The following is a 24,648-nucleotide window of genomic DNA, read 5'->3' as shown; positions in this document are numbered from 1 at the left end:
GTCTGGCACTGACAGACTGCAATCACTCAACTTATCTCGCGACAAGGATGCCTCGGCCATGAGCGAACCCCGTTACAAGATCGTTTTCGACGGCGCGCTCCAGCCCGGCGTCGATATCACCACGGCCAAGCTCAACCTGGCCGACCTGTTCAAAAGCGATGTCGCCGCCATCGAGCGCCTGTTCAGTGGCCGCACCGTCGCGCTCAAGCGTGATCTGTCGCACAGCGATGCGCAGACTTATCTGCAAGCGCTGGGCAAGACCGGGATCGATGCCCGGATCGAAACAGAAACGCCCATCGAACTGAATCTTTCGGATGTCCACGAGCAAAGTGCCGCTGTGACGGAACCTGACTCGCCTTATGCGCCACCTCGCGCCGCTGTCGGTGAAAGCCTGCCGGCGTTCGCGCCGCTAAAGCCGTTCAGCGTCGAGGGCCGGATCGGCCGTTTGCGTTACCTGGCTTGGTCGATGGTGTTGAGCCTGGTAACCCTGCCAATCGTCAGCGTGTTCGCGCTGATCGGCCTGGGCCTGGTCAGCGCCGACTCGACGACGGGGCTGATCATCGGCGGTCTCCTCGCCTTCTTCCTGTTCCTGGCCTTCGCGATCGTCGGCATCCTGTTCAGCATTCAGCGCCTGCACGATATCGGCTGGTCCGGGTGGCTCTGGCTGCTGACGCTGGTGCCGTTCGTGGGCAGTTTCTTCCCGCTGGTAATCATGGTCGTACCGGGCAACACCGGGGCCAACCGCTATGGCCCACCACCTCCGCCAAACAGCACGGCGGTCAAAGTACTGTGCTCTCTGTGGATAGTGTTTATAGGGCTGTTTTTTGTGGGTGGCATGCTGGGCGGGATCACCGCCATCCAGCAGGAGTATGAAAGCAGCCTTGAAAGCAGCTACGAGAGTGGTTCGGTGACCACCGATGAAATTGATGTCGAAGTCGAACCCGCCGCGAATTCGGCAGACGATGCAGCCGAAGCCGCCCTCGCCCCTGTAGACTCTGCGAAAGAATGAACAACGCTCCCCGCCGTGACACCTGCGTCCACGGCGCGGCGCTGTTGCGATGGAGATTTGCATGACCCGTTACGCTCTGATCACCGGCGCCTCCAGCGGCATCGGCCTGGCCATGGCCGAAGCCCTGGCACGCCGTGGCCGCAGCCTGATTCTGGTGGCTCGCCAGCGTGATCAGCTGGAAAGCATTGCGATTGAACTGACCCAGCGCTTTGGCGTTGAGGTGCTGTTCCGCGCCTGTGACCTTGGCGAACCGCTGCGCCTGTCCGGTTTCCTGCTGGAGCTTGAAGAAGGCGACCGGCAGATCGATCTGCTGGTCAACTGTGCCGGCATCGGTACTTGCGGCCCGTTCCTGGCCCAGGACTGGATGACCGAACAGGATCTGATCGAAGTGAACATCCTCGCCCTCACCCGGCTCTGCCATGCCATCGGCAACAGCATGGCGTTGCAGGGTGGCGGGCAGATTCTCAATGTCGCGTCGGTGGCGGCCTTCAACCCCGGGCCCTGGATGAGCACCTACTACGCCAGCAAGGCGTACGTGTTGCACTTCTCGGAAGCACTGCGGGTGGAACTGAAGAAGTGCGCGGTCAAGGTGTCGGTGCTCTGCCCCGGCCCGACCCGCACCGCGTTCTTTCGCACCGCGCAACTGAACAACGACAAGCTCAACGCCAGCAAACTGCTGATGAGTCCCGAGGAGGTTGCGCTGTATACCGTGCGCGCCCTGGAGAAAAACCGCGCGATTATCATTCCCGGACGCCGAAACCGCTGGTTCGCCTTTCTACCTCGGCTCGGTTCGCGCTGGCTCAATCGCACGATTGTCGGCATGGTCAACAAGGCTTACTGCCCGCGCTGAAAAGCCCTACGGCAAAACACTGGGCGGGCTTATCCCCCTATGAGTACACTCAGGCCAGCCCAAACAACGGAGAAAACAGCTGTGGATACTCTGTTCACCAAGATCATCAACCGGGAAATCCCGGCGAAGATCATCTACGAGGACGACCAGGTTCTGGCGTTCCACGACATCGCCCCACAGGCACCGGTGCATTTTCTGGTGATCCCGAAGAAACCGGTGCGCACCCTCAACGACCTGACCGAAGACGACAAGGCACTGGCCGGGCACATCCTGTTCACCGCCCAGCGTCTGGCGCTGGAGCTGGGTTGCGAGGAAGGCTTCCGGGTGGTGATGAACTGCAATGAAATGGGCGGACAGACGGTCTACCACATTCACATGCACGTGCTCGGCCAACGCCAGATGAACTGGCCTCCGGGCTGATTGAACTGCAGGCTCGGTGGGAGCGCCCTGCTCCCACATGACCCAGCGCAAACCTTCCCCGGCCGATTCGGTTAAACTGGCCGCCGAGATTCTTCCCGGAGGTCAGCATGACTACCCAACGTCACTACTCGCCCATTGATCGTCTTCTGCTGCAAGCCGATGCTGCGATGCGTACCCTGCTGCCCTTCAGCGGCCAGCCGTACCGTCCGTCACCGGCGATCGTGCAGCCTGATGTGCAAATGAGCGATGAAGACACCCGCCACGTCGCCGGCCTGATGCGCATCAACCATACCGGCGAAGTCTGTGCCCAGGCGCTGTATCAGGGCCAGGCGCTGACCGCCAAGCTGCCGCAAGTGCGTGAGGCCATGGAACATGCGGCCGAAGAAGAGATCGATCATCTGGTCTGGTGCGAACAGCGCATTCACCAGTTGGGCAGCCACACCAGCGTGCTCAATCCGCTTTTCTACGGCATGTCGTTCGGGATCGGCGCAGTCGCCGGACTGATCAGCGACAAGGTCAGCCTCGGGTTTGTCGCCGCCACCGAGCATCAGGTTTGCAAGCATCTGAACGAACATCTGGAACAACTGCCGGCCGAGGATGAAAAATCCCGGGCGATTCTGGAACAGATGCGTATCGATGAAGAACATCACGCGGAAAGTGCACTGGAGGCCGGCGGTTTCCGCTTCCCGGCGCCGGTGAAATTCGGCATGAGTCTGCTGGCCAAAGTGATGACCAAGAGCACTTACCGGATCTGAAAAACGCCCGCAAAAAAGGCGACTGCCGCGAAGCAGTCGCCTTTTTTGTGCCCGGATTTCTTAGCTCGGCATATTGCGCGCGTAGAAGATTTCCAGCATTTCGTGTTTCACACGCTCGGTCACCTGAGCGCGTTGCTCAGCCGACAGGTTGCTGGTGGCATCGCCGAACAGGTAGTTGTCCAGTTCGAAGTTCTTCAGCAGCATTTTGGTGTGGAACAGGTTTTCCTGATAAACGTTCACGTCAGTCATCTGGTACGCGTCGCGAGTGTCATCGGAAAGGTAGTTCTGAATCGAGTTGATCTCGTGGTCGATGAAGTGCTTGTTGCCTTCAACGTCACGGGTGAAGCCGCGCACACGGTAATCCACGGTCACGATGTCCGAGTCGAACTGGTGAATGAGGAAATTGAGCGCTTTAAGCGGTGAAATGACACCACAGGTCGACACATCGATGTCCACACGGAAGGTCGCAATACCGGCGTCCGGATGAATTTCCGGGTAGGTGTGCACCGTGATGTGGCTCTTGTCGAGGTGGGCCAGGATGATTTCGGGCAACGGGCCCGGGGACTCTTCGATCTGGCTTTCGGTCGGGGTCACCGGCTCTTCCGAGATCAGAATCGTGACGCTGGCACCCTGAGGCTCATAGTTCTGACTCGCAATGTTCAGAATGTTGGCACCAATGATTTCGACAACTTCCGTGAGGATCTGCGTCAGGCGTTCGGCGTTGTACTCTTGATTGATGTACTCGACGTAAGCCTGCTGGTCTTGCGGGGTTTCCGCGTAGCAGATGTCATAGATGTTGAAGCTCAAGGTCTTTGTCAGGTTATTGAACCCGTGGAGCTTGAGTTTGCTTTTCACCGTTAAAAACTCTCTATGTATGCGGCACGGCCGCGTGATCAAGCATGCCCGTCAAGTGCGAACAACGCACCTGCGTAGGACGGTTAACACCTCTTCGCGATGGCGATTTTGGTTATCTGTTCAGGCGGATGACCCGTCGGTTGACTGATCACGGCCCTGAAAAAAGTGGCGCATTATGCAGACGTCAGCGGGGGATCGCCAGAGTCTGCACTGCTTTTATGATAGTTGAATGTCGGCTCAGCCGAGTTCGACGATTTCATAGTCGTGGGTGATCGCTACACCGGCGGCGCCGAGCATGATCGAGGCCGAGCAATACTTCTCTGCAGACAGCTCGATGGCGCGTTTGACCTGGGCTTCTTTCAGGCCACGGCCCTTGACCACAAAGTGCATGTGGATCTTGGTGAACACTTTCGGATCTTCGGTCGCGCGCTCGGCTTCCAGAAAGGCTTCGCAGCTTTCAACGGCCTGACGGGACTTCTTCAAAATGCTGACCACGTCGAAATTGCTGCAACCGCCGACGCCCAGCAGGAGCATTTCCATCGGGCGGACACCCAGGTTACGACCACCGGCGTCCGGCGGACCGTCCATGACCACGACATGACCGCTGCCGGATTCGCCGAGGAACATGGCTTCGCCAGCCCATTGGATGCGTGCCTTCATCGCCAAGACTCCACTGTAGAAAAAAGGGTCGCCAGCTTAGCACAGGGCCCTGCCCGGACAGCGAGCACGTTCCTAGGACGGATGCACCTTTAACGTAGGTGATTTCTCGAAATTTCGACGAAGTGTCTGGTAAGCTGGCGCCAATTCACTGGCGCCTTCGCCAGACTGTGTAGCGACCGTCTCAGCGCCTCATATAAAAACCAAATATAACCGTGCAGTCTTTTCGGGATACAACCATGGTTGGTATTACCCCCACACCCAAAATCAAGAACCTCGACAAGCTGCTGATGCATTGCCAACGCCGGCGTCACGCGGCCAAGAGCAACATCATCTGCGCCGGGGATCGCTCCGACACGCTGTACTTCATCATCCGCGGTTCGGTCACGATCCTGATCGAGGACGACGACGGCCGCGAGATGATCATCGCGTACCTGAATGCCGGGGACTTCTTCGGCGAGCTGGGCCTTTTCGAAGAGGCCGGCCAAGAACAGCAGCGCAGCGCCTGGGTGCGGGCCAAGGTCGAATGCGAAGTCGCGGAAATCAGCTACGCCAAGTTCCGCGAATTGTCGCAGCAGGATCCAGACATTCTTTACGTGCTCAGCGGACAAATCGCACAACGCCTGCGCAACACCACGCGCAAGGTTGGCGACCTGGCATTCTTCGACGTCACCGGCCGTGTCGCTCGCTGCCTGCTGGAGCTGTGCAAACAACCGGATGCCATGACTCACCCGGACGGCATGCAGATCAAGGTGACCCGTCAGGAAATCGGCCGGATTGTCGGTTGTTCGCGAGAGATGGTCGGTCGCGTGCTCAAGGATCTTGAGGAACGCAACCTGGTGGATGTGAAAGGCAAGACCATGGTGGTCTTCGGCACTCGCTGAGTGCCAAAACTCAGCCGGCGTAGATCTGCGCCAGCATCAAACGAAAGAGTTCATCGAGACGCGCCAGTGCATGGGGCGCCGGGAATTTCTCATGCAAAGCGATGTGGCTGGCAGCGCGTACCCGCTGCTCCAGACCACACGCTTCGTTGAAGCGGTTGACCGCCGCGACCATCGACTCACGTTCGTCATCCACCAGCATCGCCCCGTGCACCAACCCCACCGGACGCTGACCACCCTGACTCTGGCGCCAGCGCTGAGCGGTGCCGACCATCTTGCGACCGTCGAGATTGACGTTGAAGCGACCGTCGCAGAACGCACCGTCGATTTCCCCCAGCGACGAAGTGCCACCCAACTCATCCAGCAACTCACAGATCGGATCACACAGACGCCGGTAACCGGTTTCGATACGGTTCAGATCGCCTTCGCTGCGAGGCGGTGCGTAGACCAGTGCAATGTTGATGGTCGAAGCCGACTGCGGAACAGGTTCGCCGCCGGTTTCACGCAGCAACACCGGCCAGCCGGCAGCAGCGGAGACTTCACAGGCGTGATCGAATCCGGGCAAGCGGTTCAAACGGCGCGGCATGACCAAGGCGCGGTCGCTGGGCTGCCAGAACAACAAGCCGAATTCGGCATCACCCGCGCAGACCGAGGCCAGCAAATCCTGTTCGGCTTGCAGACCGGCTTCGATGGTCAGGGACGTGGGGATCATAAGGTTTCCATAGGACGTTGAGTCTGAGGTGAATCTTATGCCGCCTTCGCGGGCAAGCCCGCTCCCACAGGGGGACGGGCGCCTGCGAAGACTCGATCAGTCGAGGGTCGAACCGCTCACCGGTACGCCGCGCTCAGGGAAGAACAGACGTTGCAGTTCGATGCCCGGGTTTTCGGCGCGCATGAACGCTTCGCCGACCAGGAACGCGTAAACGTCGCTGATTTCCATAAGCTCGACATCGGCACGGTTGAGGATCCCGCTCTCGGTGATGACCAGACGATCGCGCGGGATGCGCGGCAGCAGGTCGAGGGTGGTTTCCAGGCTCACGTCAAAGGTGTGCAGGTTGCGGTTGTTGACCCCGACCAGCGGCGTGTCGAGGGTTTTCAACGCGCGCTCCAGCTCATCGCCGTCGTGCACTTCCACCAGCACATCGAGGCCAACGTCTTTGGCCACCGACGCCAGTTCGGCCATTTTCACGTCATCCAGCGCGGAGACGATCAGCAGCACGCAATCGGCGCCCAAGGCACGGGCCTCGACGATCTGGTACGGATCGATCATGAAGTCCTTGCGGATCACCGGCAGCGAGCAGGCCGCGCGGGCCTGTTGCAGGTAGGCATCGGCGCCCTGGAAGTAGTCGATGTCGGTCAGCACCGACAGGCAGGTCGCCCCACCTTTCTCGTAACTTTTGGCGATGTCGGCAGGAACAAAGTTCTCGCGGATCACGCCCTTGCTCGGCGACGCCTTCTTGATTTCGGCGATCACTGCCGGTTGTTTCTTCTTGGCCTGCGCCAGCAATGCCTGGGCAAAACCACGGGGTGCATCGGCCGCCTTGGCCAGACTTTCCAGCTCGCTCAGGCTGACGCGAGCGCTACGCTCGGCGACTTCCTGAACCTTGCGGGCCAGAATTTTTTCCAGAACCGTCGGTACACTCATCCCTCATTCTCCACTTTGAATACCGCGGTAAAGGCACCCAACTCCTCGAGTTTTTCCCGAGCAAGACCGGTGTGCAGAGCGTCGTGGGCCAGTGCCACGCCCTCTTTCAGACTTGTCGCCAGGTCGGCTGCGTACAGCGCCGCACCGGCATTGAGCACGATCATTTCGGCAGCCTTCTGACCGTTCTCGGTCTTGCGCTTGCCCAGCGCATCGCGGATCAGCGCCAGCGAGGCTTCCGGGCCTTCGACCGACAGACCGTGCAGGCTCTGGCTCTTCATGCCCAGATCTTCCGGCTCGACCCAGTATTCGGTGATCTGATCGTCCTTCAGCTCGGCGACAAAGGTCGGCGCCGCCAGACTGAACTCGTCCAGACCGTCCTTCGAATGCACCACCAGCACGTGCTTGCTTCCCAGACGCTGCAAGACTTCAGCCAACGGCCGGCACAGCGCCGGGGTGAACACGCCCACCACCTGATGTTTCACACCGGCCGGATTCGTAAGCGGGCCGAGCATGTTGAACAGGGTACGCAGGCCGAGATCGCGGCGCGGGCCGGCGGCGTACTTCATGGCTTTGTGGTGAGTCTGGGCAAACATGAAACCGATGCCCACGTTATCGATGCAGCGCGCCACCTGAACCGGGGTCAGGTTGAGGTAAATGCCGGCGGCTTCCAGCAGGTCGGCACTGCCGCTCTTGCCCGATACGGCACGGTTACCGTGCTTGGCCACGGTGCAACCGGCCGCAGCGACCACGAAGGAAGACGCGGTCGACACGTTGAAAATATTCGCCCCGTCACCGCCGGTGCCGACCACATCGACCACGCCGTCGAGGGTCTTGAGTTCGACCTTGTCCGCCAGTTCGCGCATCACCGACACGGCGCCGACGATCTCGTCGATGCTCTCGCTCTTCATGCGCATGGCCATCATGAACGCGCCGATCTGCGCGTCAGTGCATTGGCCGGTCATGATTTCGCGCATCACGTCGCGCATTTCATCGGTGCTGAGGTCGAGGTGATCGACGATACGGCTCAGGGCTGTCTTGATATTCATGGAAAGTCCTTAGCGCGTGCCGCCGGTTTGTTTGAGGAAGTTGGCGAACAGTTCATGGCCCTGTTCGGTGAGGATCGATTCCGGGTGGAACTGTACGCCCTCGATATTCAGGGTCTTGTGACGCAGGCCCATGATTTCGTCGACCGAACCGTCATCGAGCTGGGTCCACGCCGTCAGCTCCAGGCAATCGGGCAACGTTTCGTGTTTAACGATCAGGGAATGATAGCGGGTGACGGTCAGCGGACGGTTCAGACCGGCAAACACACCCTTGTCCTCGTGGAATACCGGGCTAGTCTTACCGTGCATCACTTGCCGGGCACGGACAACATCGCCGCCAAAAGCCTGGCCGATGGACTGGTGACCGAGGCAGACACCGAGGATCGGCAGTTTGCCGGCGAAGTGCTTGATGGCTTCGATGGAGATGCCGGCTTCGGTCGGTGTGCACGGGCCCGGGGATACGACGATCCGCTCAGGGTTGAGCGCTTCGATTTCGGCGATGGTCAGTTCGTCGTTGCGCACCACTTTGACCTCGGCACCCAGCTCGCCGAGGTATTGCACAACGTTGTAAGTAAAGGAGTCGTAGTTGTCGATCATCAGCAACATGGCGTTTCGAACCTCTTGAATTCTGACTTGAAGACAGCCTTCGGATGACTTGCCAGGCGCTGCACACGGTCAGACGCGCAGGTCGCATCGGCACAGCGGCATTTCAAACGGGCAAGGAAGGCAAAGCGATACAGATCCGGCAGGGCCGGCAGAAAAGATTCAGGCGCGCCAACGCCAGCGGGCGTGTGCCTTGATGACTTGATCCAGAAGTTTGCTGGTGATCAACACGGGGAAGGTCTCGTTCATACGTTTCGGCACAGTAACTTAGCTGGGCGGAGCGTGCAATATGGCCGGGGCCGTGGGGGATAAAACAATGGGAGGGTTGACGACCGATGGCAAATCGCCGGAAGTTTTTGGTACTGTCGTTTCGTTCACTACAACAATAAATAAACGGACTTGCTCATGATCAAACAAACGTTGTTTGTACCGCTCGCCGGATGCCTGCTCGCGATGGCCTGCGCCCAGGCGAACGCCGCACCCAATCCTTATTCGAATTTCGTGGTCTTCGGCGACAGCCTGAGCGATGCGGGGACTTTCACCGACAGCGGCGGCCCGGCCGGCGCCACGCAGCGCTACACCAACCGCACCGGTCCGGTGTACCTGGACGGCAGCGGTGAACTCCGCTCGCTGAACTCGACGCAACTGCTCGGTGGCCGACTCGGCTTCACGCCGGATCAAACCGCCTCCTCGTCCTCGGCAGTTCGTGCCGGCCAAGGCCAGCCGGACGGTAACAACTGGGCTGTCGGCGGCTACCGCACCGACCAGATTCTCGACTCGATCACCAGCCAGTCCGCCACCGGCGAACGCACCCGCGCCGGTTATCTGCCGTCGAACGGTTTCCGCGCCGACCCGAATGCCTTGTATTACCTGACCGGAGGCGGCAACGACTTCCTCCAGGGCCGCGTCACCAGCCTGCCTCAGGCGAATGCCGCCGCCGATCGACTGGTCGACAGCGTACGCACACTGCAAGGTGCCGGCGCCCGCTACATCATGGTCTGGCTGTTGCCGGACATCGGCCTGACCCCGGCCATCAACGGATCGCCGTTGCAGGCCTTTACCTCGCAACTCAGCGCCCAGTTCAACTCCGAACTGGTCAGCCAGTTGCAGAGCGTCAATGCCAACGTGATTCCGCTGAACGTGCCGGTCCTGCTCAAAGAGGCATTCGCTAATCCGGCGCAATTTGGTCTGGCGACCGATCAGAACCTGGTCGGCACCTGCTTCAGCGGCAACAGCTGCACCGAGAACGCCCGGTATGGCATCAACAGCGCCACCCCGGACCCGACAAAGCTGATCTACAACGATGCCGTCCACCCGACCGAAGCCGGGCAGCGCCTGATTGCCGATTACGCCTACTCGCTGCTGGCCGCGCCATGGGAAGCGACCCTGTTGCCACAAATGGCCCAAGGCACCTTGCGCTCGCATCAGGATGAACTGCGCAACCAGTGGTTGGCGGATTGGGAAAACTGGCAGGCCGTTGGCCAATGGCGGGCGATTGTCGCCGGTGGTGGCCAGCATCAGGACTTCGACAGCCAGCGCAGCGGCGCCAGCGCCGACGGCAATGGTTATAACCTGAACATCGGCGGCAGCTACCGTCTCAACGACGCCTGGCGCGTGGGCGTGGCGGCCGGTTTCTACAACCAGAAACTCGAGGCCGGCGACAACGACTCGGACTACAAGCTGAACACTTATCTGGGCACCGCGTTCGCCCAGTACCAGCAGAACCGCTGGTGGGGTGACGCCGCCGTGACCGCCGGGCATCTGGATTACGACAGCCTCAAACGCAAATTCCAGCTGGGGATCAACGAACGCGGCGAGAAAGGCGATACCGACGGCTATGTTCTGGCCTTCAGCGGACGCGTGGGTTACGACATTGCGCCAGTGGCAAGCAGCCCATGGCACCTGTCGCCGTTCGTCAGCGCCGATTTCGCCAAGGTTGAAGTCGATGGTTACTCGGAAAACGGCGCCGACTCCACCGCGCTGACGTTCGATGACCAGTCGCGCATCTCCCGGCGCCTCGGCCTCGGGATCCAGGGCAAGTACCAGATCACCTCGCAGACCCAGGTGTTCGGCGAACTGGCCCACGAGCGCGAGTACAACGACGACACCCAGCATGTGACGATGAACCTCAACAGCCTGCCGAACAACCGCTACACCCTGGCCGGCTATACCCCTCAGACCAACCTGAACCGCCTGAACCTGGGCGTGAGCCACAACCTCACCAAGGATCTGGCATTACGTGCCAGCTACGACATCCGCAAGGATGACGACTTCACCCAGCAAGGGATCAACGTCGGCGTAGCGCTCGACTTCTGATTCGCAGGCAAAAAAAACGCGGCGCCTTCACAGGCGCCGCGTTTTTTTAGGCTGAATCATCAATGACTCAGTCCGGGGTTTGCTCGGCCAGCGCAACAGCGCGGAACATCGCCCGGCGCTTGTTGATGGTTTCTTCCCACTCCAGCGCCGGCACCGAGTCGGCGACGATGCCGCCACCGGCCTGCACATGCAGTTCGCCGTTCTTGATCACCGCTGTGCGGATCGCAATCGCGGTGTCCATGTTGCCGTTCCAGGCGAAGTATCCGACCGCGCCGCCGTACACACCACGCTTGACCGGCTCCAGCTCGTCGATGATTTCCATCGCGCGGATCTTCGGTGCGCCGGACAAGGTGCCCGCCGGCAGGATCGCCCGCAGTGCGTCCATCGCCGTCAGCCCGGCCTTCAACTGGCCGGTGACGTTGGACACGATGTGCATCACGTTGGAATAACGCTCGATGACCATCTTCTCGGTAAGTTTCACCGAGCCGATTTCCGATACGCGCCCGGTGTCGTTGCGACCGAGGTCGATCAGCATCAGGTGCTCGGCGATCTCCTTGTCGTCGGACAGCAGGTCTTCTTCCAGCGCCACGTCCGCTTCTTCGGTAGCCCCGCGAGGACGGGTGCCGGCAATCGGGCGCACGGTGATCAGGTTGTCTTCGACCCGTACCAGCACTTCCGGTGAACTGCCGACGACGTGGAAATCGCCGAAGTTGAAGAAGTACATGTACGGCGTCGGGTTGAAGCAACGCAGCGCACGGTACAGATCGATCGGCGCCGCCTTGAAGTCGATCGACATACGCTGGGACGGCACGACCTGCATGCAGTCACCGGCGAGGATGTATTCCTTGATGGTGTCGACGGCTTTTTCGTAGTCGTCCTGGGTAAAACTGGAGCGGAACACCGGCTCGGCTGCCTGCTGCTTGCTGAAATCCAGGCCACGGCGCGGGGTGATCGGCTGACGCAGTTTTCCCAGCAGTTGCTGCAATTGCGCCTGGCCCTGCTCGTAGGCATCGGCCTGCGCCGGATCGGCCAGCACAATCGCGTGCATCTTGCCGGCGAGGTTGTCGAACACCACCACCGCATCGGAGACCATCAGCAGAATGTCCGGCACGCCCAGCGGATCCGGATTCGGGCATTTGCCAAGGCGCTTCTCTACATAACGCACACAGTCGTAACCGAAGTAACCCACCAGACCGCCGTTGAAGCGCGGCAGACCGGCAATGGTCGGCACGTTGTAGCGGGCCCTGAAGGCTTCGACGAAGGCCAGCGGGTCTTCGACATCGTGGCTTTCGGTCTCGACGCCATCGACGGTGATGCTGACGTGATGATCATGAACCCGCAGCACGGTGCGGCACGGCAGGCCGATGATCGAGTAACGGCCCCATTTCTCGCCGCCCTGCACCGATTCGAGCAAGTAGGAGTTGGGCTGGTCGGCCAGTTTCAGGTAGATCGACAGCGGGGTGTCGAAGTCTGCCAGGGTTTCGCAGGCCAGCGGGATGCGGTTGTAGCCGTCAGCGGCCAGACGCAGGAATTCTTCGCGGATCATAGGGTGCCTCGTGGTGTGAGGTGCAAATCAGTCAGGTGTGCAAACGCGCCGGCAGGCCGGCCAGGAACAAGTCAGGCGCGCCAACGCCAGCGGGCCAGGGCCTTGATGACTTTCATCCAGAGTTTGCGGGTGACCACCACGATGGCGTTTCCAGAAGGGGATTGAGCAGCGTCGGGCAACGTTATCTCAGCGGCCGTATCCAGGCAACCGGGAATTAGCTTGCGCAGATCGTCGATCACCAGCGCCGGGGATTCCTCGGCAATCGGTCGGCCATGGTTGTAGCCATAACTCAGCCCGACACATTTGACCCCCGCCGCTTTCGCCGCCAGCACGTCGCTGCGCGAATCGCCGACGAACAGCGATTGCGAGGCGGGAATGCCGGACATCTTCATGACGAAGAACAGCGCCGCCGGGTCAGGCTTCTTCTGCGGCAGGGTATCGCCGCCGATGATCCACTTGAAGTAGCGGCCGATCTTCATCTGATCCAGCAGCGGCGCGACGAAGCGCTCCGGCTTGTTGGTGATCAGCGCCATGGCCACGCCCTGCTTGTGCAGCCATTTCAGGGTGTCGCGCACGCCGGGATAGACCACGGTCAGCTCATGGCTGGCGCCGTAGGCCTCCATGAAAACTTCCAGCGCGTGCTCGGCTTCGACGTCATCCACGGAGGAATGGTCGATGCCGCCGGCCAAGGCGCGGCGCACCAGCACCGGCGCACCGTTGCCGACCCACTCGCGCACCGACTCGATACCGGCAGGCTTGCGCCCGAGGGAGAGCAGCATGTTATCCACCGCCGCCGCCAGGTCGGGTACCGAATCGATCAGCGTGCCATCCAGATCGAACATCACCAACCGCGGCAGTTGCCCCGGGAACAGCTGCTCAAAACCGCTCATGGGCGAGCCAGCGCCAGTTCGGAACGCATCTTGTCGATGACTTCCTGATAGTTCGGCGCATTGAAGATCGCCGAACCGGCGACAAAGGTGTCGGCACCGGCAGCGGCGATTTCGCGGATGTTGTTGACGTTGACGCCGCCGTCGATTTCCAGGCGGATGTCACGGCCCGAGGCATCGATGATCGCGCGGGCTTCACGCAGCTTGTCGAGGGTGCCGGGGATGAATTTCTGCCCGCCGAAGCCCGGGTTGACGCTCATCAGCAAGACCATGTCGACCTTGTCGATCACGTACTTGAGCACGTCCAGCGGGGTCGCCGGGTTGAACACCAGGCCGGATTTGCAGCCGCCTTCACGGATCAGTTGCAGCGAACGATCGACGTGCAGCGTGGCTTCCGGGTGGAAGGTGATGTAGGTGGCCCCGGCCTCGATGAAGTCGCCGACGATGCGATCCACCGGGCTGACCATCAGGTGCGCGTCGATCGGCGCGGTGATGCCGTACTTGCGCAGCGCTGCGCAGACCATCGGGCCGATGGTCAGGTTCGGCACGTAGTGGTTGTCCATGACATCGAAGTGAACGAAGTCGGCACCGGCGGCCAGAACGTTGTCCACTTCCTCGCCCAGGCGGGCGAAGTCGGCGGAAAGAATCGACGGAGCAATAACGAAGGGCTGCATGACGCACCTTTTCTGAGCTAAATCACGATGGCGCGCATTGTATACCTCAAGTTTCCGCGCGCGCACCGTGACCGCGATGATTGGGTTGTGCCATGACCGATGACCGGCGGGTTCTCAGTACGCCGCCCGGTAGATCTTCTCGATGTCGGCGGCGCTGAGCTTGCGCGGGTTGTTGCGCATCAGGCGCTCGATTCCCGCGGCCTCCACGGCCATGGCCGGGATCGCTTCTTCGGGCACGCCGAAACTGCGCAGACCCAGCGGGATTTCCACCGCCGCGCACAGTTCGGTCATCGCCGCGACGGCGCTATCGGCGGCTTCATTGAGACTCAGATGAGCGGTCTTCACTCCCATGGCTTCGGCAATATCCTGCATCCGCTCGACGCAGGCCATCTTGTTCCAGGTCATGACATACGGCAGCAGCAACGCATTGCTGACGCCGTGAGCAATGTTGAATCGCCCGCCCAGCGGATACGCCAGCGCATGCACCGCGCCGACCCCGGCATTACCGAACGCCATGCCGGCCATCAGGCTGGCGGTAGCCATGTCTTCCCGGGCTTGCAGGTTGGACGGGTTGGCGTAGGCCTTGGGCAATGACCGGGCGATCAACTTGATTGCGCCGATGGCCAGCGAATCGGTGATCGGCGAGGCATTCAGTGACAGATAGGATTCGATGGCATGCACCAGCGCATCGACGCCACTGGCGGCGGTGACACTGCGCGGGCAGGTCAGGGTCATCTGCGGACTGACCAGCGCCACGTCCGGCAACAGGTAATCGCTGACGATGCCTTTCTTCAGTTGGGCGACCTTGTCCGAAAGAATCGCCACGTTGGTCACTTCGGAACCCGTGCCGGCGGTGGTCGGAATGGCGATCAGCGGCGGGCCCTTGCGCGGCACCTGATCGACGCCGAACAGATCCTCCAGTGCGCCGTGATAACCGGCGTACGCCGCAACGCTCTTGGCGATGTCGATGGCACTGCCGCCACCGAGGCCTATCAGCCCGTCATGCCCGCCTTCGCGGTAGACACGCATGCAGTCCTCGACGATGGCGATTTCCGGATCGGGCAACACGCGGTCGAAAATTTCGTACTCGCGCTCGCCGATCTGTGCCAGCGCCAGCCCCACCGTGCCGGACTTGACCAGCGCGGCATCGGTGACAATCAGCGGGTTGTCGATATCCAGCCGCGTGAGCTCGGCCGCCAGTTGCTCGATGGCCCCGGCGCCGGTGATCAGTTTGTGAGCAATCTTGAACGAGGAAAGACTCATCGTGCGCAGCCTCTTATAGATGTGGGAGCTGAGCACAAGCGTAGCTGGGGAATTCGGGTTGTCTGTCATTCAGCGCATGAATGGCAACCCGCACACTGATCGTTCCCACGCTCCGCGTGGGAATGCAGCCCGGGACGCTCCGCGTTCCATTCGGGAGCTGGAACGAGGAGCGAGGGAACAATATCGAGCTGGGTTCAGACCTGAGCGGTGCGCAGCTTCTCACTCCGCCCACGCAACCACTCCAGCGTCAGCAACAGAATCACCGAGAAGGCAATCAACAACGTCGCAGCCGCCGCAATCGTCGGGCTCAGGTTCTCGCGAATCCCGCTGAACATCTGCCGTGGCAACGTCGCCTGCTCGGGACCTGCGAGAAACAGCGTCACCACCACCTCATCGAACGAGGTCGCAAAGGCAAACAGCGCACCGGAAATCACCCCCGGTGCAATCAGCGGCAAGGTCACCCGACGGAACGTGGTCAGTGGCGAAGCACCAAGGCTGGCCGCCGCCCGCACCAGATTATGGTTGAACCCCTGCAGTGTCGCCGACACCGTGATGATCACGAACGGCACACCCAGCACCGCGTGCACCACGATCAGCGAGAAGAAACTGTTGCCCAGGCCCAGCGGCGCAAAGAACAGGTAACTGGCCACACCGATGATCACCACCGGCACCACCATCGGCGAAATCACCAGCGCCATCACCAGCGGCTTGCCGGGGAAGTCGCCACGAGTCAGACCGATGGCCGCCAGCGTGCCGAACACCATTGCCAGTACCGTCGCCGCCGGGGCGACGATGATGCTGTTCTTCAACGAACGCATCCATTCCGCCGAAGCGAAGAAATCCTGATACCAGTGCAGCGAAAAGCCTTGCAGCGGGTACACCAGAAAACTGCCCGAGTTGAACGACAGCGGCACGATCACCAGCACCGGCAGGATCAGAAACAACAGGATCAAGCCGCAGAGGATCCGCAAGCTGTAGAACCACACCCGCTCGACGGGCGACATATAAGGACTCAGCATTTCAAATTCCCCTTAGCTCAGGCGCAGGCGACTGGCGCCCACCAGCCAGCTGTAGATCAGATAAAGCACCACGGTCGCCAGCAGCAACAGCCCGCCCAGTGCGGTGGCCATGCCCCAGTTGATGCTGGTGTTGGTGTAGAACGCGACGAAGTAGCTGACCATCTGATCGTTCGGGCTGCCCAGCAGCGCCGGGGTGATGTAGTAGCCAATGGCGAGGATGAACACCAACAGGCAACCGGCGCCGACACCGGCGTAGGTCTGCGGGAAGTACACCCGCCAGAAACTGGCGAACGGATGGCAACCCAGGGAAATCGCAGCACGCATGTAGGTCGGCGAGATGCCTTTCATCACGCTGTAGATCGGCAGGATCATGAACGGCAGCAGGATGTGCACCATCGAGATGTAAACCCCGGTGCGGTTGAACACCAGCTCCAGCGGTTTATCGATGATGCCCATCGCTATCAATGCGCTGTTGATCAATCCGCCGGATTGCAGCAACACGATCCACGCGGCGACTCGCACCAGAATCGAGGTCCAGAACGGCAGCAGCACCAGAATCATCAGCAGGTTGCTTTGACGCGAAGGCAGATTGGCCAGCAGGTACGCCAGCGGATAGGCCAGCACCAGGCAGATCACGGTGATGATCAGGCCCATCCAGAAGGTCCGGGCGAAGATGTCGAGGTAGATCGCCTGATCCGGGGTCGCCGGAGCAATTTCGCCGAGGTCGTCGATGCGATGATCCACCGCCGCCAGCAGATAGAACGGGGTGATGCTGCTGGTGTTGCGCTTCACCGCTTGCCAGTAGGCCGGATCGCCCCAACGCTCGTCGAGGCCCTCCAGCGCTTCTTTATAAGAGGCCGGTTCGCTGGCGAATGGCAGCGAGCGGGCGGTTTTGGTCAGCAGGCTGCGGTAGCCGGCCAACTCCATGTTCAGGCGCTTGGACAGATCGCCCAGGGTCTGGTTTTTCCGCGCTTCGGCGAGGTCTTCGCTGGCGGCTTTATAGACCGGTTCGGCGGGCAGGCCTCGGCCGTCCCACGCAGCAATCGCGGTTACGGTGCGCGGCATGCCGCCAACCACTTCCGGGTTGCCGACGCTTTTATAGAGCAGCGCCACGATCGGCACCAGGAACACCAGCAACAGAAACAGCACCAGCGGCGCGATCAGCGCCTGGGCCTTCCAGCGGTTGACCCGCTCGGCGTGCTTGAGCCGCTGCTTCAAGGTGGGGCTGTTGCCCTCGTTCAGGGGAACGGCGATGGCCATGACGTACTCCGCAAATCTTTGATCGTTACAAAAGCGGCGAATACCGCCTCGAACTTGGGGTACTGATCGTTCCCACGCTCTGCGTGGGAACGCATTCAGTGACGCTCTGCGTCACAGGGACGCGGAGCGTCCCGGGCGGCATTCCCACGCAGAGCGTGGGAACGATCATCCGGTAGCCGTCGGCCCGTGTGACGTGGTTACTTCGCAGCCCAGGAATTGAAGCGCTGCTCCAGTTGCTCGCCGTTGTCAGCCCAGAAGCTGACGTCGATCTGCACCTGGTTGGCGATGTTTTCCGGGGTGGTCGGCATGTCTTTCAGGATCGCCTTGTCCAGCAAAGGCACTGCCTGAGAGTTGGCCGGGCCATAGGCGATGTTTTCCGAGTAGGTCTTCTGCTGTTGCGGCTGTACCGAGAACGCGATGAATTTCTTCGCCGCTTCAGCACGCTTGGCGTCCAGGCCTTTCGGAATGGCCCAGGCGTCGAAGTCGTAGATACCGCCGTTCCACACCACCTTCAGGTTGGATTCTTTCTGCACGGCAGCGATACGACCGTTGTAGGCCGAGCTCATGACCACGTCACCGGAAGCGAGGTATTGCGGCGGCTGGGCGCCGGCTTCCCACCACTGGATGTTCGGTTTCAGCTCATCCAGTTTCTTGAACGCGCGATCCTGGCCGTTCTTGCTGGCCAGTTCCTTGTAGACGTCTTTCGGCGCAACGCCGTCGGCCATCAGTGCGAATTCGAGGGTGTACTTGGCGCCTTTGCGCAGGCCACGTTTGCCCGGGAATTTTTTGGTGTCCCAGAAATCCGCCCAGCTGGTCGGTGCGGTTTTCAGTTTGTCGGCGTTGTAGGCCAGCACGGTCGACCACACGAAGAAGCCCACGCCGCATGGCTGGATCGCGCCTTTGACGTAGTCTTCGGATTTGCCGAACAGCGCAGGATCGAGTTGTTCGAACATGTCTTCGTCGCAGCCACGGGACAGCTCCGGCGATTCAACCTCTACCAGATCCCAGGACACGCTTTTGGTGTCGACCATGGCTTTGACCTTGGCCATCTCACCGTTGTACTCGCCGGCGACGATCTTGCCGTTGCCCGCTGCTTCCCAAGGCGCGTAGAAGGCTTTGACTTGCGCCGCCTTGTTCGCCCCGCCAAACGACACCACGGTCAGATCCGGCCCAGCGGCCATTGCGCTTGCCGCACCCATCAGGCCCAGGGTCAGGGCTGTGAACTTCAGGGATCTCAACATTTATTGTTCTCTCCACGTGCAGGGTTGGTGTTGGTATTGCGGGGCGTTTCAGTGCGCCTCTAGAAGAGGATCGAGCGCGCGAACGTGCTCGACCTGCCAGCCAAGCGGAACCACGTCACCGACCGCGAGCGCTGGATCGAGCTCGGCAATCGGTTGTTTCACGAAGAAGTCGGTCTTGCCACAGACTTCCAGGCGCACCCGGACGTGGTCGCCCAGATAGATGAATTCGGCCACCCGCCCGGAGAAGCGGTTGACGCATTGGTCGCTCGAACCGTTGAGGCTGACGCGCTCGGGGCGGATCGACAGGGTGACCGGTTCGCCGGTCTGGCCGATGTTGACCGCCAGCGCCTCGACCTTTTCCCCGCGCCCCAGCTCGACCACGCAGCGCTCGCCGTTCTGGCTGAGCAGGCGACCGTTGAGGCGGTTGTTCTCGCCGATGAAGTTGGCGACGAAGGTGTTTTTCGGTTCTTCGTAGAGGGTGCGCGGCGGGGCGATCTGCTGGATTTCGCCCTGATGGAACACGGCAACGCGGTCAGACATGGTCAGGGCTTCGCCCTGGTCGTGGGTCACGTAGACCACGGTTACGCCAAGGCGCTGGTGCAGGTGTTTGATTTCCATCTGCATGTGTTCGCGCAGTTGCTTGTCGAGAGCGCCGAGCGGTTCGTCCATCAGCACCAGCTGCGGTTCGAACACCAGCGCGCGGGCCAAAGCCACACGTTGTTGCTGACCGCCGGACAATTGCGCCGGATAACGCGATGCGAACGCATCAAGCTGGACCATGCTCAGGACTTTCTTGACCTTGTCGCTGACGTCGCTCTTGTTCAGGCCGCGCACGGTCAGCGGAAACGCGAGGTTCTCGGCGACGGTCATGTGCGGGAACAACGCGTAGTTCTGGAACACCATGCCGATGTCACGCTTGTGCGGCGGCACGTTATTGATCGCCCGCCCGGCCAGGAGGATTTCACCGGCGGTCGGGGTTTCAAAACCGGCGAGCATCATCAGGCTGGTGGTCTTGCCGGAGCCGGACGGCCCGAGCAAGGTGAGGAATTCGCCCTTGCGGATGTCCAGGTTGAGGTCTTTGACGATCAGGTTCTCGCCGTCGTAGCTCTTCTGCACTCCACGAAAGCTGACCAGCACATCACTGGCCCCTGCGTTTGATTCGACCTGGCTCATACCCACACCTTTGTTATTGATGACTGCTGTGGGATTAAGCCTAGTGGCTGCTTGCAGTCCCGCAAATCGGGGCGCAGGAGAGAATCGCCTCAGCCGGATGGAAGGCCGGGGGTAGGGATTGCCCTACAAGGATGGCGCTAATAGACAGAGCAGTGGCGAATGTTGAGCTGCAAGCCGCAAGAACAAGCAAAAGCGCGTGTCGCTGACAGATATGCCCAATATCGCAGGATCAATGAAGAAACCTGTGGGAGCGAGCTTGCTCGCGAAAGCGATGTGTCAGTCGCCATCTTTTCTGTCTGACACGGCCTCTTCGCGAGCAAGCTCGCTCCCACAGTGGATAGAGGTGTGGTTCAGAGGAGCTTGTGTTCCATCGCGTACTTCACCAGCTCGGCGAGCGAAGTGATGTTGAGCTTCTGCATCAGCCGCGCCTTGTGGGTGCTGATGGTCTTGCTGCTCAGGGCCAATTGCTGGGCGATGTCGTTAACGTTGGCGCCTTGCGCCAGCCGTTCGAACACCGAGAACTCGCGCTCCGACAGCAACGAGTGCAGCGGCCGCGCATCGGTCAGGCCGACTTCGAACACCATTCGGTCGGCCAGCTCCGGGTCGATGTAGCGCCCGCCTGCCGCCACTTTGCGAATGGCCGTCAGCAGCAGCGCCGGATCGCTGTCCTTGGTCGCATAACCGGCGGCGCCGACCTTCAGCGCCCGGGCGGCCATCTGTGCTTCGTCATGCATCGACAGCACCAGAATCGCCGGAGGATGGTTCAGCGCGCGGATCCGCGGAATCGCTTCGAGCCCGTTGACGCCAGGCATCGAGATATCCAGCAGCACTACTTCACAGGGCACGTTGCGCAGAGTTTCCAGCAACTGCTCGCCATTGCTCGCCTCCCCCACCACTTGCAGATCCTTGGCCAGGCCGATCAATTGCTTGATGCCTTCGCGAACGATGGTGTGGTCTTCGGCTACCAGTACACGGATCACTTTTCTTCTCCAGATTCAGGCAAACACAAATCCCTGTGGGAGCTGCGGTGCGACGATTCGACTTACCCACGAAGGCGTCAGTCCAGACACCGCAAAATCATCAGACCTCATCCACCGGTACCCACACCACCAGACGAGTGCCATCCCCCGGTTCACTTTCAAGCATCAACCGCCCGCCCATGATCAACACCCGCTCGCGCATGCCCACCAGCCCAAAGGATGTCGGCCTGCCCGCAGCGGCGACAAATCCTACGCCATCATCGCTGACCGTCAGACACAATTCGTCGCCTTCCTGCGCCAGCGTCAGTTCTACAGTATGCGCCTGGGCATGGCGCATGACGTTGGTCAGCGCTTCCTGAAGAATGCGGAACAGGCCGATGGCCTTGGCGTCGCTAAGCGGTGCAAGGTTGTCCGGCACCTGCACCAGACACGGAATCTGCGTGCGCGCCTCGAACCGCCGCGCCTGCCACTCGATGGCCGAGGCGATCCCGGCATCGAGAATCGGCGGGCGCAACGCCGTCGCCACATCGCGCACCAACTGGAACAACTGGGCGATCAGGCGCTTCATGCTGTTCAGCCGCTCGTTCAGGCCAGGGTCGAGTTGCGCGTAGGCCAGTTCGCACATCGACGTCTCCAGTTTCAGCACCGTCAGCATCTGCCCCAGCTCATCGTGAACCTCGCGGGCAATGCGCGCCTTTTCCTCTTCCCGCACGCTTTCAAGATGCGCCGACAATTCGCGCAATTGTTCACGGGAGGCCGCCAGCTCCAGTTCGATGCGTTTACTTTCGGTGATGTCCCAGACAATGCCGTCCCAGACATAGGAGCCGCCCTCCAGTTGACGGGTGATGGCCTTGATCTCGGCCCAGCGCTGCTCGCCCTGGCGCGTAACAATCCGGCCCTGCCACGACCAATCGCTGTCGGTGTCCAGCGCCTGATCCTGGGTCTGGTGATAGCCGGCCCGGTCATCCGGATGCACCAGACTGCGCAGGCCCATGTCGCGATGGGCGATGGCGGCCGGCGCGTAGCCGACCAGACTTTCGCTGCCCTCGCTGATGTAGGCAAAGTCGATTTGCCCGGTCACCGGTGCGCGCTCGAGACGGAACACCAACCCCGGCACATTGGCCGCGATGCCTTGCAGCCGCGCCTCGCTTTCCTGCAACGCGGCCAGGGCACGACGGCGTTCGGTGACATCGGTGAGGTAAACCACCAGGTACTCGCCATCGCGAAACCGCAGGAAGCTCAGCGACACGTCGGCCGGCAGCACACTGCCATCGGCGCGCACACAGTTGGTTTCAAAACTCAGCGGACCTTCTTCGCTGGCCCGCGCGCGTTTCCACAGATTGAGCCAGCGATCCATGTGCAGGCCCGGTTCGAAGTCGATCAACGGCCGGTCGATGATGGCGCCCTGTGGATAACCGAGCATGTTTTCTGCCGCACGGTTGGCGTAGCGCACATGGCTGTCCCAGTTGACCCAGAGAATGCCGACGGTGCTCTGATCGATGGAAAACTGGGTCAGACGCAGGGCCTCTTCGCTGGCGGCGCGCAGGGCGATGTCTTCGCGGGCGTCGAACAAGCGTTGCTCAAGACTGCGTTGCTGGCGGCGTTGCCAGAACACGATGGCCACGCAACTGAGCAGCAGCACCGCGAACAAAAGACTCAGGTTCTGCCAGAAGCCCGGTGATTCGGAGAGCCGTGGATATTTGGGTTGCAGCCATTGCGCATGCAGGCGCTCCAGATCCTTGGCCGGGATTGCGCGCAGGGCGTTCTCGACGATTCCGGCCAGCTCCGGCCAGTCACGACGGGTGCCGATGCGCAGCAGTTGCGGCAAACCGATGTCACCGACCACCACCAGCCCGGCAAACTCCGGTTCCACCGACAGCCGACCGAGCTGCGCCTCATCGACCACCGCGTAGGACGCCTGCTGACTCAGCAACAGTTGCAGCGCCTGACGCTCCATCGGCACGCCTTGCAGATTCAGGTGGGGATAGTTGCTGCGCAGGTAATCGGCGGTGACGCCGGGCATGCGCACGGCGACTCGGGTCTGGCTGTCGAGTTTTTCCAGCTCCACGGTCGCGCTGCCCTTCTGGTCGCTGACCACCAGTTGCGGCACGCGCATGTACGGGTCGGAAAACTGCCACAGACGCAGGCCGCCCGGGGTTTGGGTCAGGCCCGGTGCGATGTCGATTTCGCCGTCCCGGGCAGCGGCCTCGAGTTGGGCCAGATCCTGAAAGTTGCGCCAGTTCAGCTCGACATTCAGCGCCCTCGCCAACGCTTTCATCACTTCGACGTTGGCCCCCGACAGCCGCTGCAAGCGCCGGTCGTATTGCGCGTACGGCGCCTGCAGCACCAGACCGACACGCAATTCGTTGTGCTGTGCGAGCCACTGTTGTTCGCTCGCCGACAACCGCGCGAGGTGACTCGGTGGCGCAGGCGCCGCCCAGCCCATCAAGGGAAACGCCAGACAGCCGATAACCCACAGGCAGCAAAAACGCATCATTGAAGTCTCATATACTGACAAATTCTGACCAACCCATTAGGCTGCCGGGATAACTTCTGGCCTGGAATAACCGATGCCCCCTGTCTATCGCCTGGCAATGCCAGCATTGTGCCTGTCGCTGATCCTGCCTTGTGCGTTTTCCGTCGAAGCCGCGGATCCGGCACTTGCCCCCGCCGCAGAAAAAGCCGCCGAAGAAAAACCGGTCGAACGCCAGCCACTGCTTGAGCGTAGTCAGGAAGAAGCCGCGGCACTCGAACGCAAGGTTCCGGCCCAGGAACAACAGCAACTGCAAGCCGGCAGCGACACCTTCCTCGCCCTGTGGAAACCGGCCAACACCGCCGAACCCAAAGGCGCGGTAATCCTCATCCCCGGTGCCGGCGAAACCGCCGACTGGCCCCAGGCGATCGGCCCGTTGCGCCGCAAGTTGCCGGACGTCGAGTGGAGCAGCCTGAGTATCACCCTGCCCGATCTGCAAAGCGATGCCATTGCACCGCGCGTGGCCGAAACCCCCGCCGCACCAAAAGCCGCCGACCCGGGCAGCAAGGATTCGACCACCGCCGAGCCGATCGAACAAGCCGCCGGTGGCGAAGCCGATGTGGCCGACAAGGTCGTTGCTGAATCCACCGAGGAACAGTCCAAGGCCGACGCCGAGCGAATTTTCGCCCGCATCGACGCCGCGCTGGCCTACGCCGAACAACAGAGCGCGCGCAGTATCGTCGTCCTCGGCCATGGCACCGGCGCTTACTGGGCCGCTCGCTACATGAGCGAGAGACAGAGCTCGCAGGTCGAGAAGCTGATGCTGGTGGCCGCGCAGACCCCGGCCAAGGCCAAACCGGAACTGGTGGAACTGACACCGACCCTGAAACTGCCGACCGCGGATATTTTCTACATGGATAAACCGCTGGACCGCAACGCGGCACTGGAGCGCATGCAGGCGAGCAAGCGACTGAAGACGTCCGCGTTCAGTCAGGTCGCACTCAAGGCCTTGCCGGACAACAAGGCCGAACAGGAGCAATTGTTCCGCCGGGTGCGTGGCTGGCTGAATCCGCAGAGCCCGGACTAAAAGTCCGGACC

At 61.2% G+C, this 24,648-nt stretch carries 23 protein-coding genes; 7 read left to right on the top strand and 16 right to left on the bottom strand.

All coding sequences use genetic code 11. The annotated features are described in order from the left end of the window. Positions 1-58 precede the first annotated feature (58 nt). The 4 genes from AWU82_RS13720 (at position 59) to coq7 (ending at position 3,034) form a co-directional block, all read left to right on the top strand. Positions 59-1,009, top strand: a complete 951-nt coding sequence (locus tag AWU82_RS13720) for a DUF805 domain-containing protein (protein WP_064380379.1) — start codon at positions 59-61, stop codon at positions 1,007-1,009. A gap of 61 nt (positions 1,010-1,070) precedes the next feature. Further along, positions 1,071-1,859: an SDR family NAD(P)-dependent oxidoreductase gene (locus AWU82_RS13715; RefSeq protein ID WP_007956321.1), complete on the top strand. Its 789-nt coding sequence runs from the start codon at positions 1,071-1,073 to the stop codon at positions 1,857-1,859. A gap of 81 nt (positions 1,860-1,940) precedes the next feature. Then, positions 1,941-2,279 carry a histidine triad nucleotide-binding protein gene (locus tag AWU82_RS13710; RefSeq protein WP_007956318.1) on the top strand — a complete coding sequence of 113 codons (339 nt, stop codon included), beginning with the start codon at positions 1,941-1,943 and terminating at the stop codon, positions 2,277-2,279. Positions 2,280-2,386: 107 nt separating this feature from the next. After that, a complete protein-coding gene (coq7, locus tag AWU82_RS13705; RefSeq protein ID WP_007956317.1) occupies positions 2,387-3,034 on the top strand; it encodes a 2-polyprenyl-3-methyl-6-methoxy-1,4-benzoquinone monooxygenase in 648 nt (215 codons plus the stop codon). 60 nt (positions 3,035-3,094) lie between these two features. On the opposite strand, the gene speD is transcribed toward coq7, so the two are convergent. Further along, positions 3,095-3,889 (bottom strand): adenosylmethionine decarboxylase, encoded by a 795-nt coding sequence (gene speD / locus AWU82_RS13700; protein ID WP_064380377.1) that lies wholly within the window; start codon positions 3,887-3,889, stop codon positions 3,095-3,097. A gap of 237 nt (positions 3,890-4,126) precedes the next feature. Then, on the bottom strand, positions 4,127-4,549 hold the full coding sequence (locus AWU82_RS13695; protein ID WP_003228794.1) for an OsmC family protein: 423 nt from the start codon (positions 4,547-4,549) through the stop codon (positions 4,127-4,129). 236 nt (positions 4,550-4,785) lie between these two features. Between AWU82_RS13695 and crp the strand changes: the two genes are divergently transcribed. After that, entirely contained in the window at positions 4,786-5,430 is a 645-nt protein-coding gene (gene crp / locus AWU82_RS13690; RefSeq protein ID WP_011336190.1) for a cAMP-activated global transcriptional regulator CRP, read from the top strand. 10 nt (positions 5,431-5,440) lie between these two features. On the opposite strand, the gene AWU82_RS13685 is transcribed toward crp, so the two are convergent. From AWU82_RS13685 to AWU82_RS13670, 4 genes are all read right to left on the bottom strand, one after another. Continuing rightward, positions 5,441-6,139, bottom strand: a complete 699-nt coding sequence (locus tag AWU82_RS13685) for a lipoate--protein ligase family protein (RefSeq protein WP_011336191.1) — start codon at positions 6,137-6,139, stop codon at positions 5,441-5,443. Positions 6,140-6,235: 96 nt separating this feature from the next. Beyond that, positions 6,236-7,072: an indole-3-glycerol phosphate synthase TrpC gene (trpC, locus tag AWU82_RS13680; protein ID WP_064380376.1), complete on the bottom strand. Its 837-nt coding sequence runs from the start codon at positions 7,070-7,072 to the stop codon at positions 6,236-6,238. Continuing rightward, a complete protein-coding gene (gene trpD / locus AWU82_RS13675) occupies positions 7,069-8,118 on the bottom strand; it encodes an anthranilate phosphoribosyltransferase (protein ID WP_039768098.1) in 1,050 nt (349 codons plus the stop codon). Before trpD ends, trpC begins: the two co-directional genes overlap by 4 nt. Before the next feature lie 9 nt (positions 8,119-8,127). Then, a complete protein-coding gene (locus tag AWU82_RS13670) occupies positions 8,128-8,721 on the bottom strand; it encodes an aminodeoxychorismate/anthranilate synthase component II (protein WP_064380372.1) in 594 nt (197 codons plus the stop codon). Positions 8,722-9,123: 402 nt separating this feature from the next. On the opposite strand from AWU82_RS13670, the gene estP reads away from it, so the two are divergent. Next, positions 9,124-11,034: an esterase EstP gene (estP, locus tag AWU82_RS13665; protein ID WP_064380371.1), complete on the top strand. Its 1,911-nt coding sequence runs from the start codon at positions 9,124-9,126 to the stop codon at positions 11,032-11,034. Positions 11,035-11,101: 67 nt separating this feature from the next. Here the strand turns inward: estP and trpE are convergent, their stop codons facing one another. The 10 genes from trpE to AWU82_RS13615 all read right to left on the bottom strand — a co-directional run bounded on the left by trpE (position 11,102) and on the right by AWU82_RS13615 (position 23,574). Beyond that, a complete protein-coding gene (gene trpE, locus AWU82_RS13660; RefSeq protein ID WP_064380368.1) occupies positions 11,102-12,580 on the bottom strand; it encodes an anthranilate synthase component I in 1,479 nt (492 codons plus the stop codon). Between the two features lie 71 nt (positions 12,581-12,651). Continuing rightward, a complete protein-coding gene (locus tag AWU82_RS13655; RefSeq protein ID WP_064380366.1) occupies positions 12,652-13,470 on the bottom strand; it encodes a phosphoglycolate phosphatase in 819 nt (272 codons plus the stop codon). Next, positions 13,467-14,141 (bottom strand): ribulose-phosphate 3-epimerase, encoded by a 675-nt coding sequence (rpe, locus tag AWU82_RS13650; RefSeq protein WP_003228808.1) that lies wholly within the window; start codon positions 14,139-14,141, stop codon positions 13,467-13,469. The genes AWU82_RS13655 and rpe overlap by 4 nt, the downstream gene beginning before the upstream one ends. A gap of 114 nt (positions 14,142-14,255) precedes the next feature. Continuing rightward, positions 14,256-15,404 (bottom strand): iron-containing alcohol dehydrogenase, encoded by a 1,149-nt coding sequence (locus AWU82_RS13645; RefSeq protein WP_064380364.1) that lies wholly within the window; start codon positions 15,402-15,404, stop codon positions 14,256-14,258. A gap of 194 nt (positions 15,405-15,598) precedes the next feature. After that, positions 15,599-16,423, bottom strand: a complete 825-nt coding sequence (locus AWU82_RS13640) for an ABC transporter permease (RefSeq protein WP_011336198.1) — start codon at positions 16,421-16,423, stop codon at positions 15,599-15,601. Between the two features lie 12 nt (positions 16,424-16,435). Then, entirely contained in the window at positions 16,436-17,683 is a 1,248-nt protein-coding gene (locus AWU82_RS13635) for an ABC transporter permease (protein ID WP_064380362.1), read from the bottom strand. A gap of 197 nt (positions 17,684-17,880) precedes the next feature. Continuing rightward, positions 17,881-18,924, bottom strand: coding sequence for an ABC transporter substrate-binding protein (locus tag AWU82_RS13630; protein WP_064380359.1), 1,044 nt, complete (start codon positions 18,922-18,924; stop codon positions 17,881-17,883). A gap of 48 nt (positions 18,925-18,972) precedes the next feature. Further along, positions 18,973-20,097 carry an ABC transporter ATP-binding protein gene (locus AWU82_RS13625; RefSeq protein WP_007959931.1) on the bottom strand — a complete coding sequence of 375 codons (1,125 nt, stop codon included), beginning with the start codon at positions 20,095-20,097 and terminating at the stop codon, positions 18,973-18,975. A 350-nt stretch (positions 20,098-20,447) separates the two neighbouring features. Next, complete coding sequence (locus AWU82_RS13620; protein ID WP_007959929.1) at positions 20,448-21,077, bottom strand: response regulator; 630 nt, start codon at positions 21,075-21,077, stop codon at positions 20,448-20,450. A gap of 100 nt (positions 21,078-21,177) precedes the next feature. Continuing rightward, positions 21,178-23,574 carry a PAS domain-containing sensor histidine kinase gene (locus tag AWU82_RS13615; RefSeq protein WP_064380357.1) on the bottom strand — a complete coding sequence of 799 codons (2,397 nt, stop codon included), beginning with the start codon at positions 23,572-23,574 and terminating at the stop codon, positions 21,178-21,180. 73 nt (positions 23,575-23,647) lie between these two features. Here AWU82_RS13615 and AWU82_RS13610 point away from each other — a divergent pair, with 73 nt between their 5' ends. After that, positions 23,648-24,637, top strand: coding sequence for an alpha/beta hydrolase family protein (locus AWU82_RS13610; RefSeq protein ID WP_064380355.1), 990 nt, complete (start codon positions 23,648-23,650; stop codon positions 24,635-24,637). Positions 24,638-24,648: the final 11 nt, after the last annotated feature.

This window comes from Pseudomonas glycinae, assembly GCF_001594225.2.
Taxonomy (GTDB): Bacteria; Pseudomonadota; Gammaproteobacteria; order Pseudomonadales; family Pseudomonadaceae; genus Aquipseudomonas; species Aquipseudomonas glycinae.
This window is presented reverse-complemented; position numbering and strand designations above follow the sequence as displayed.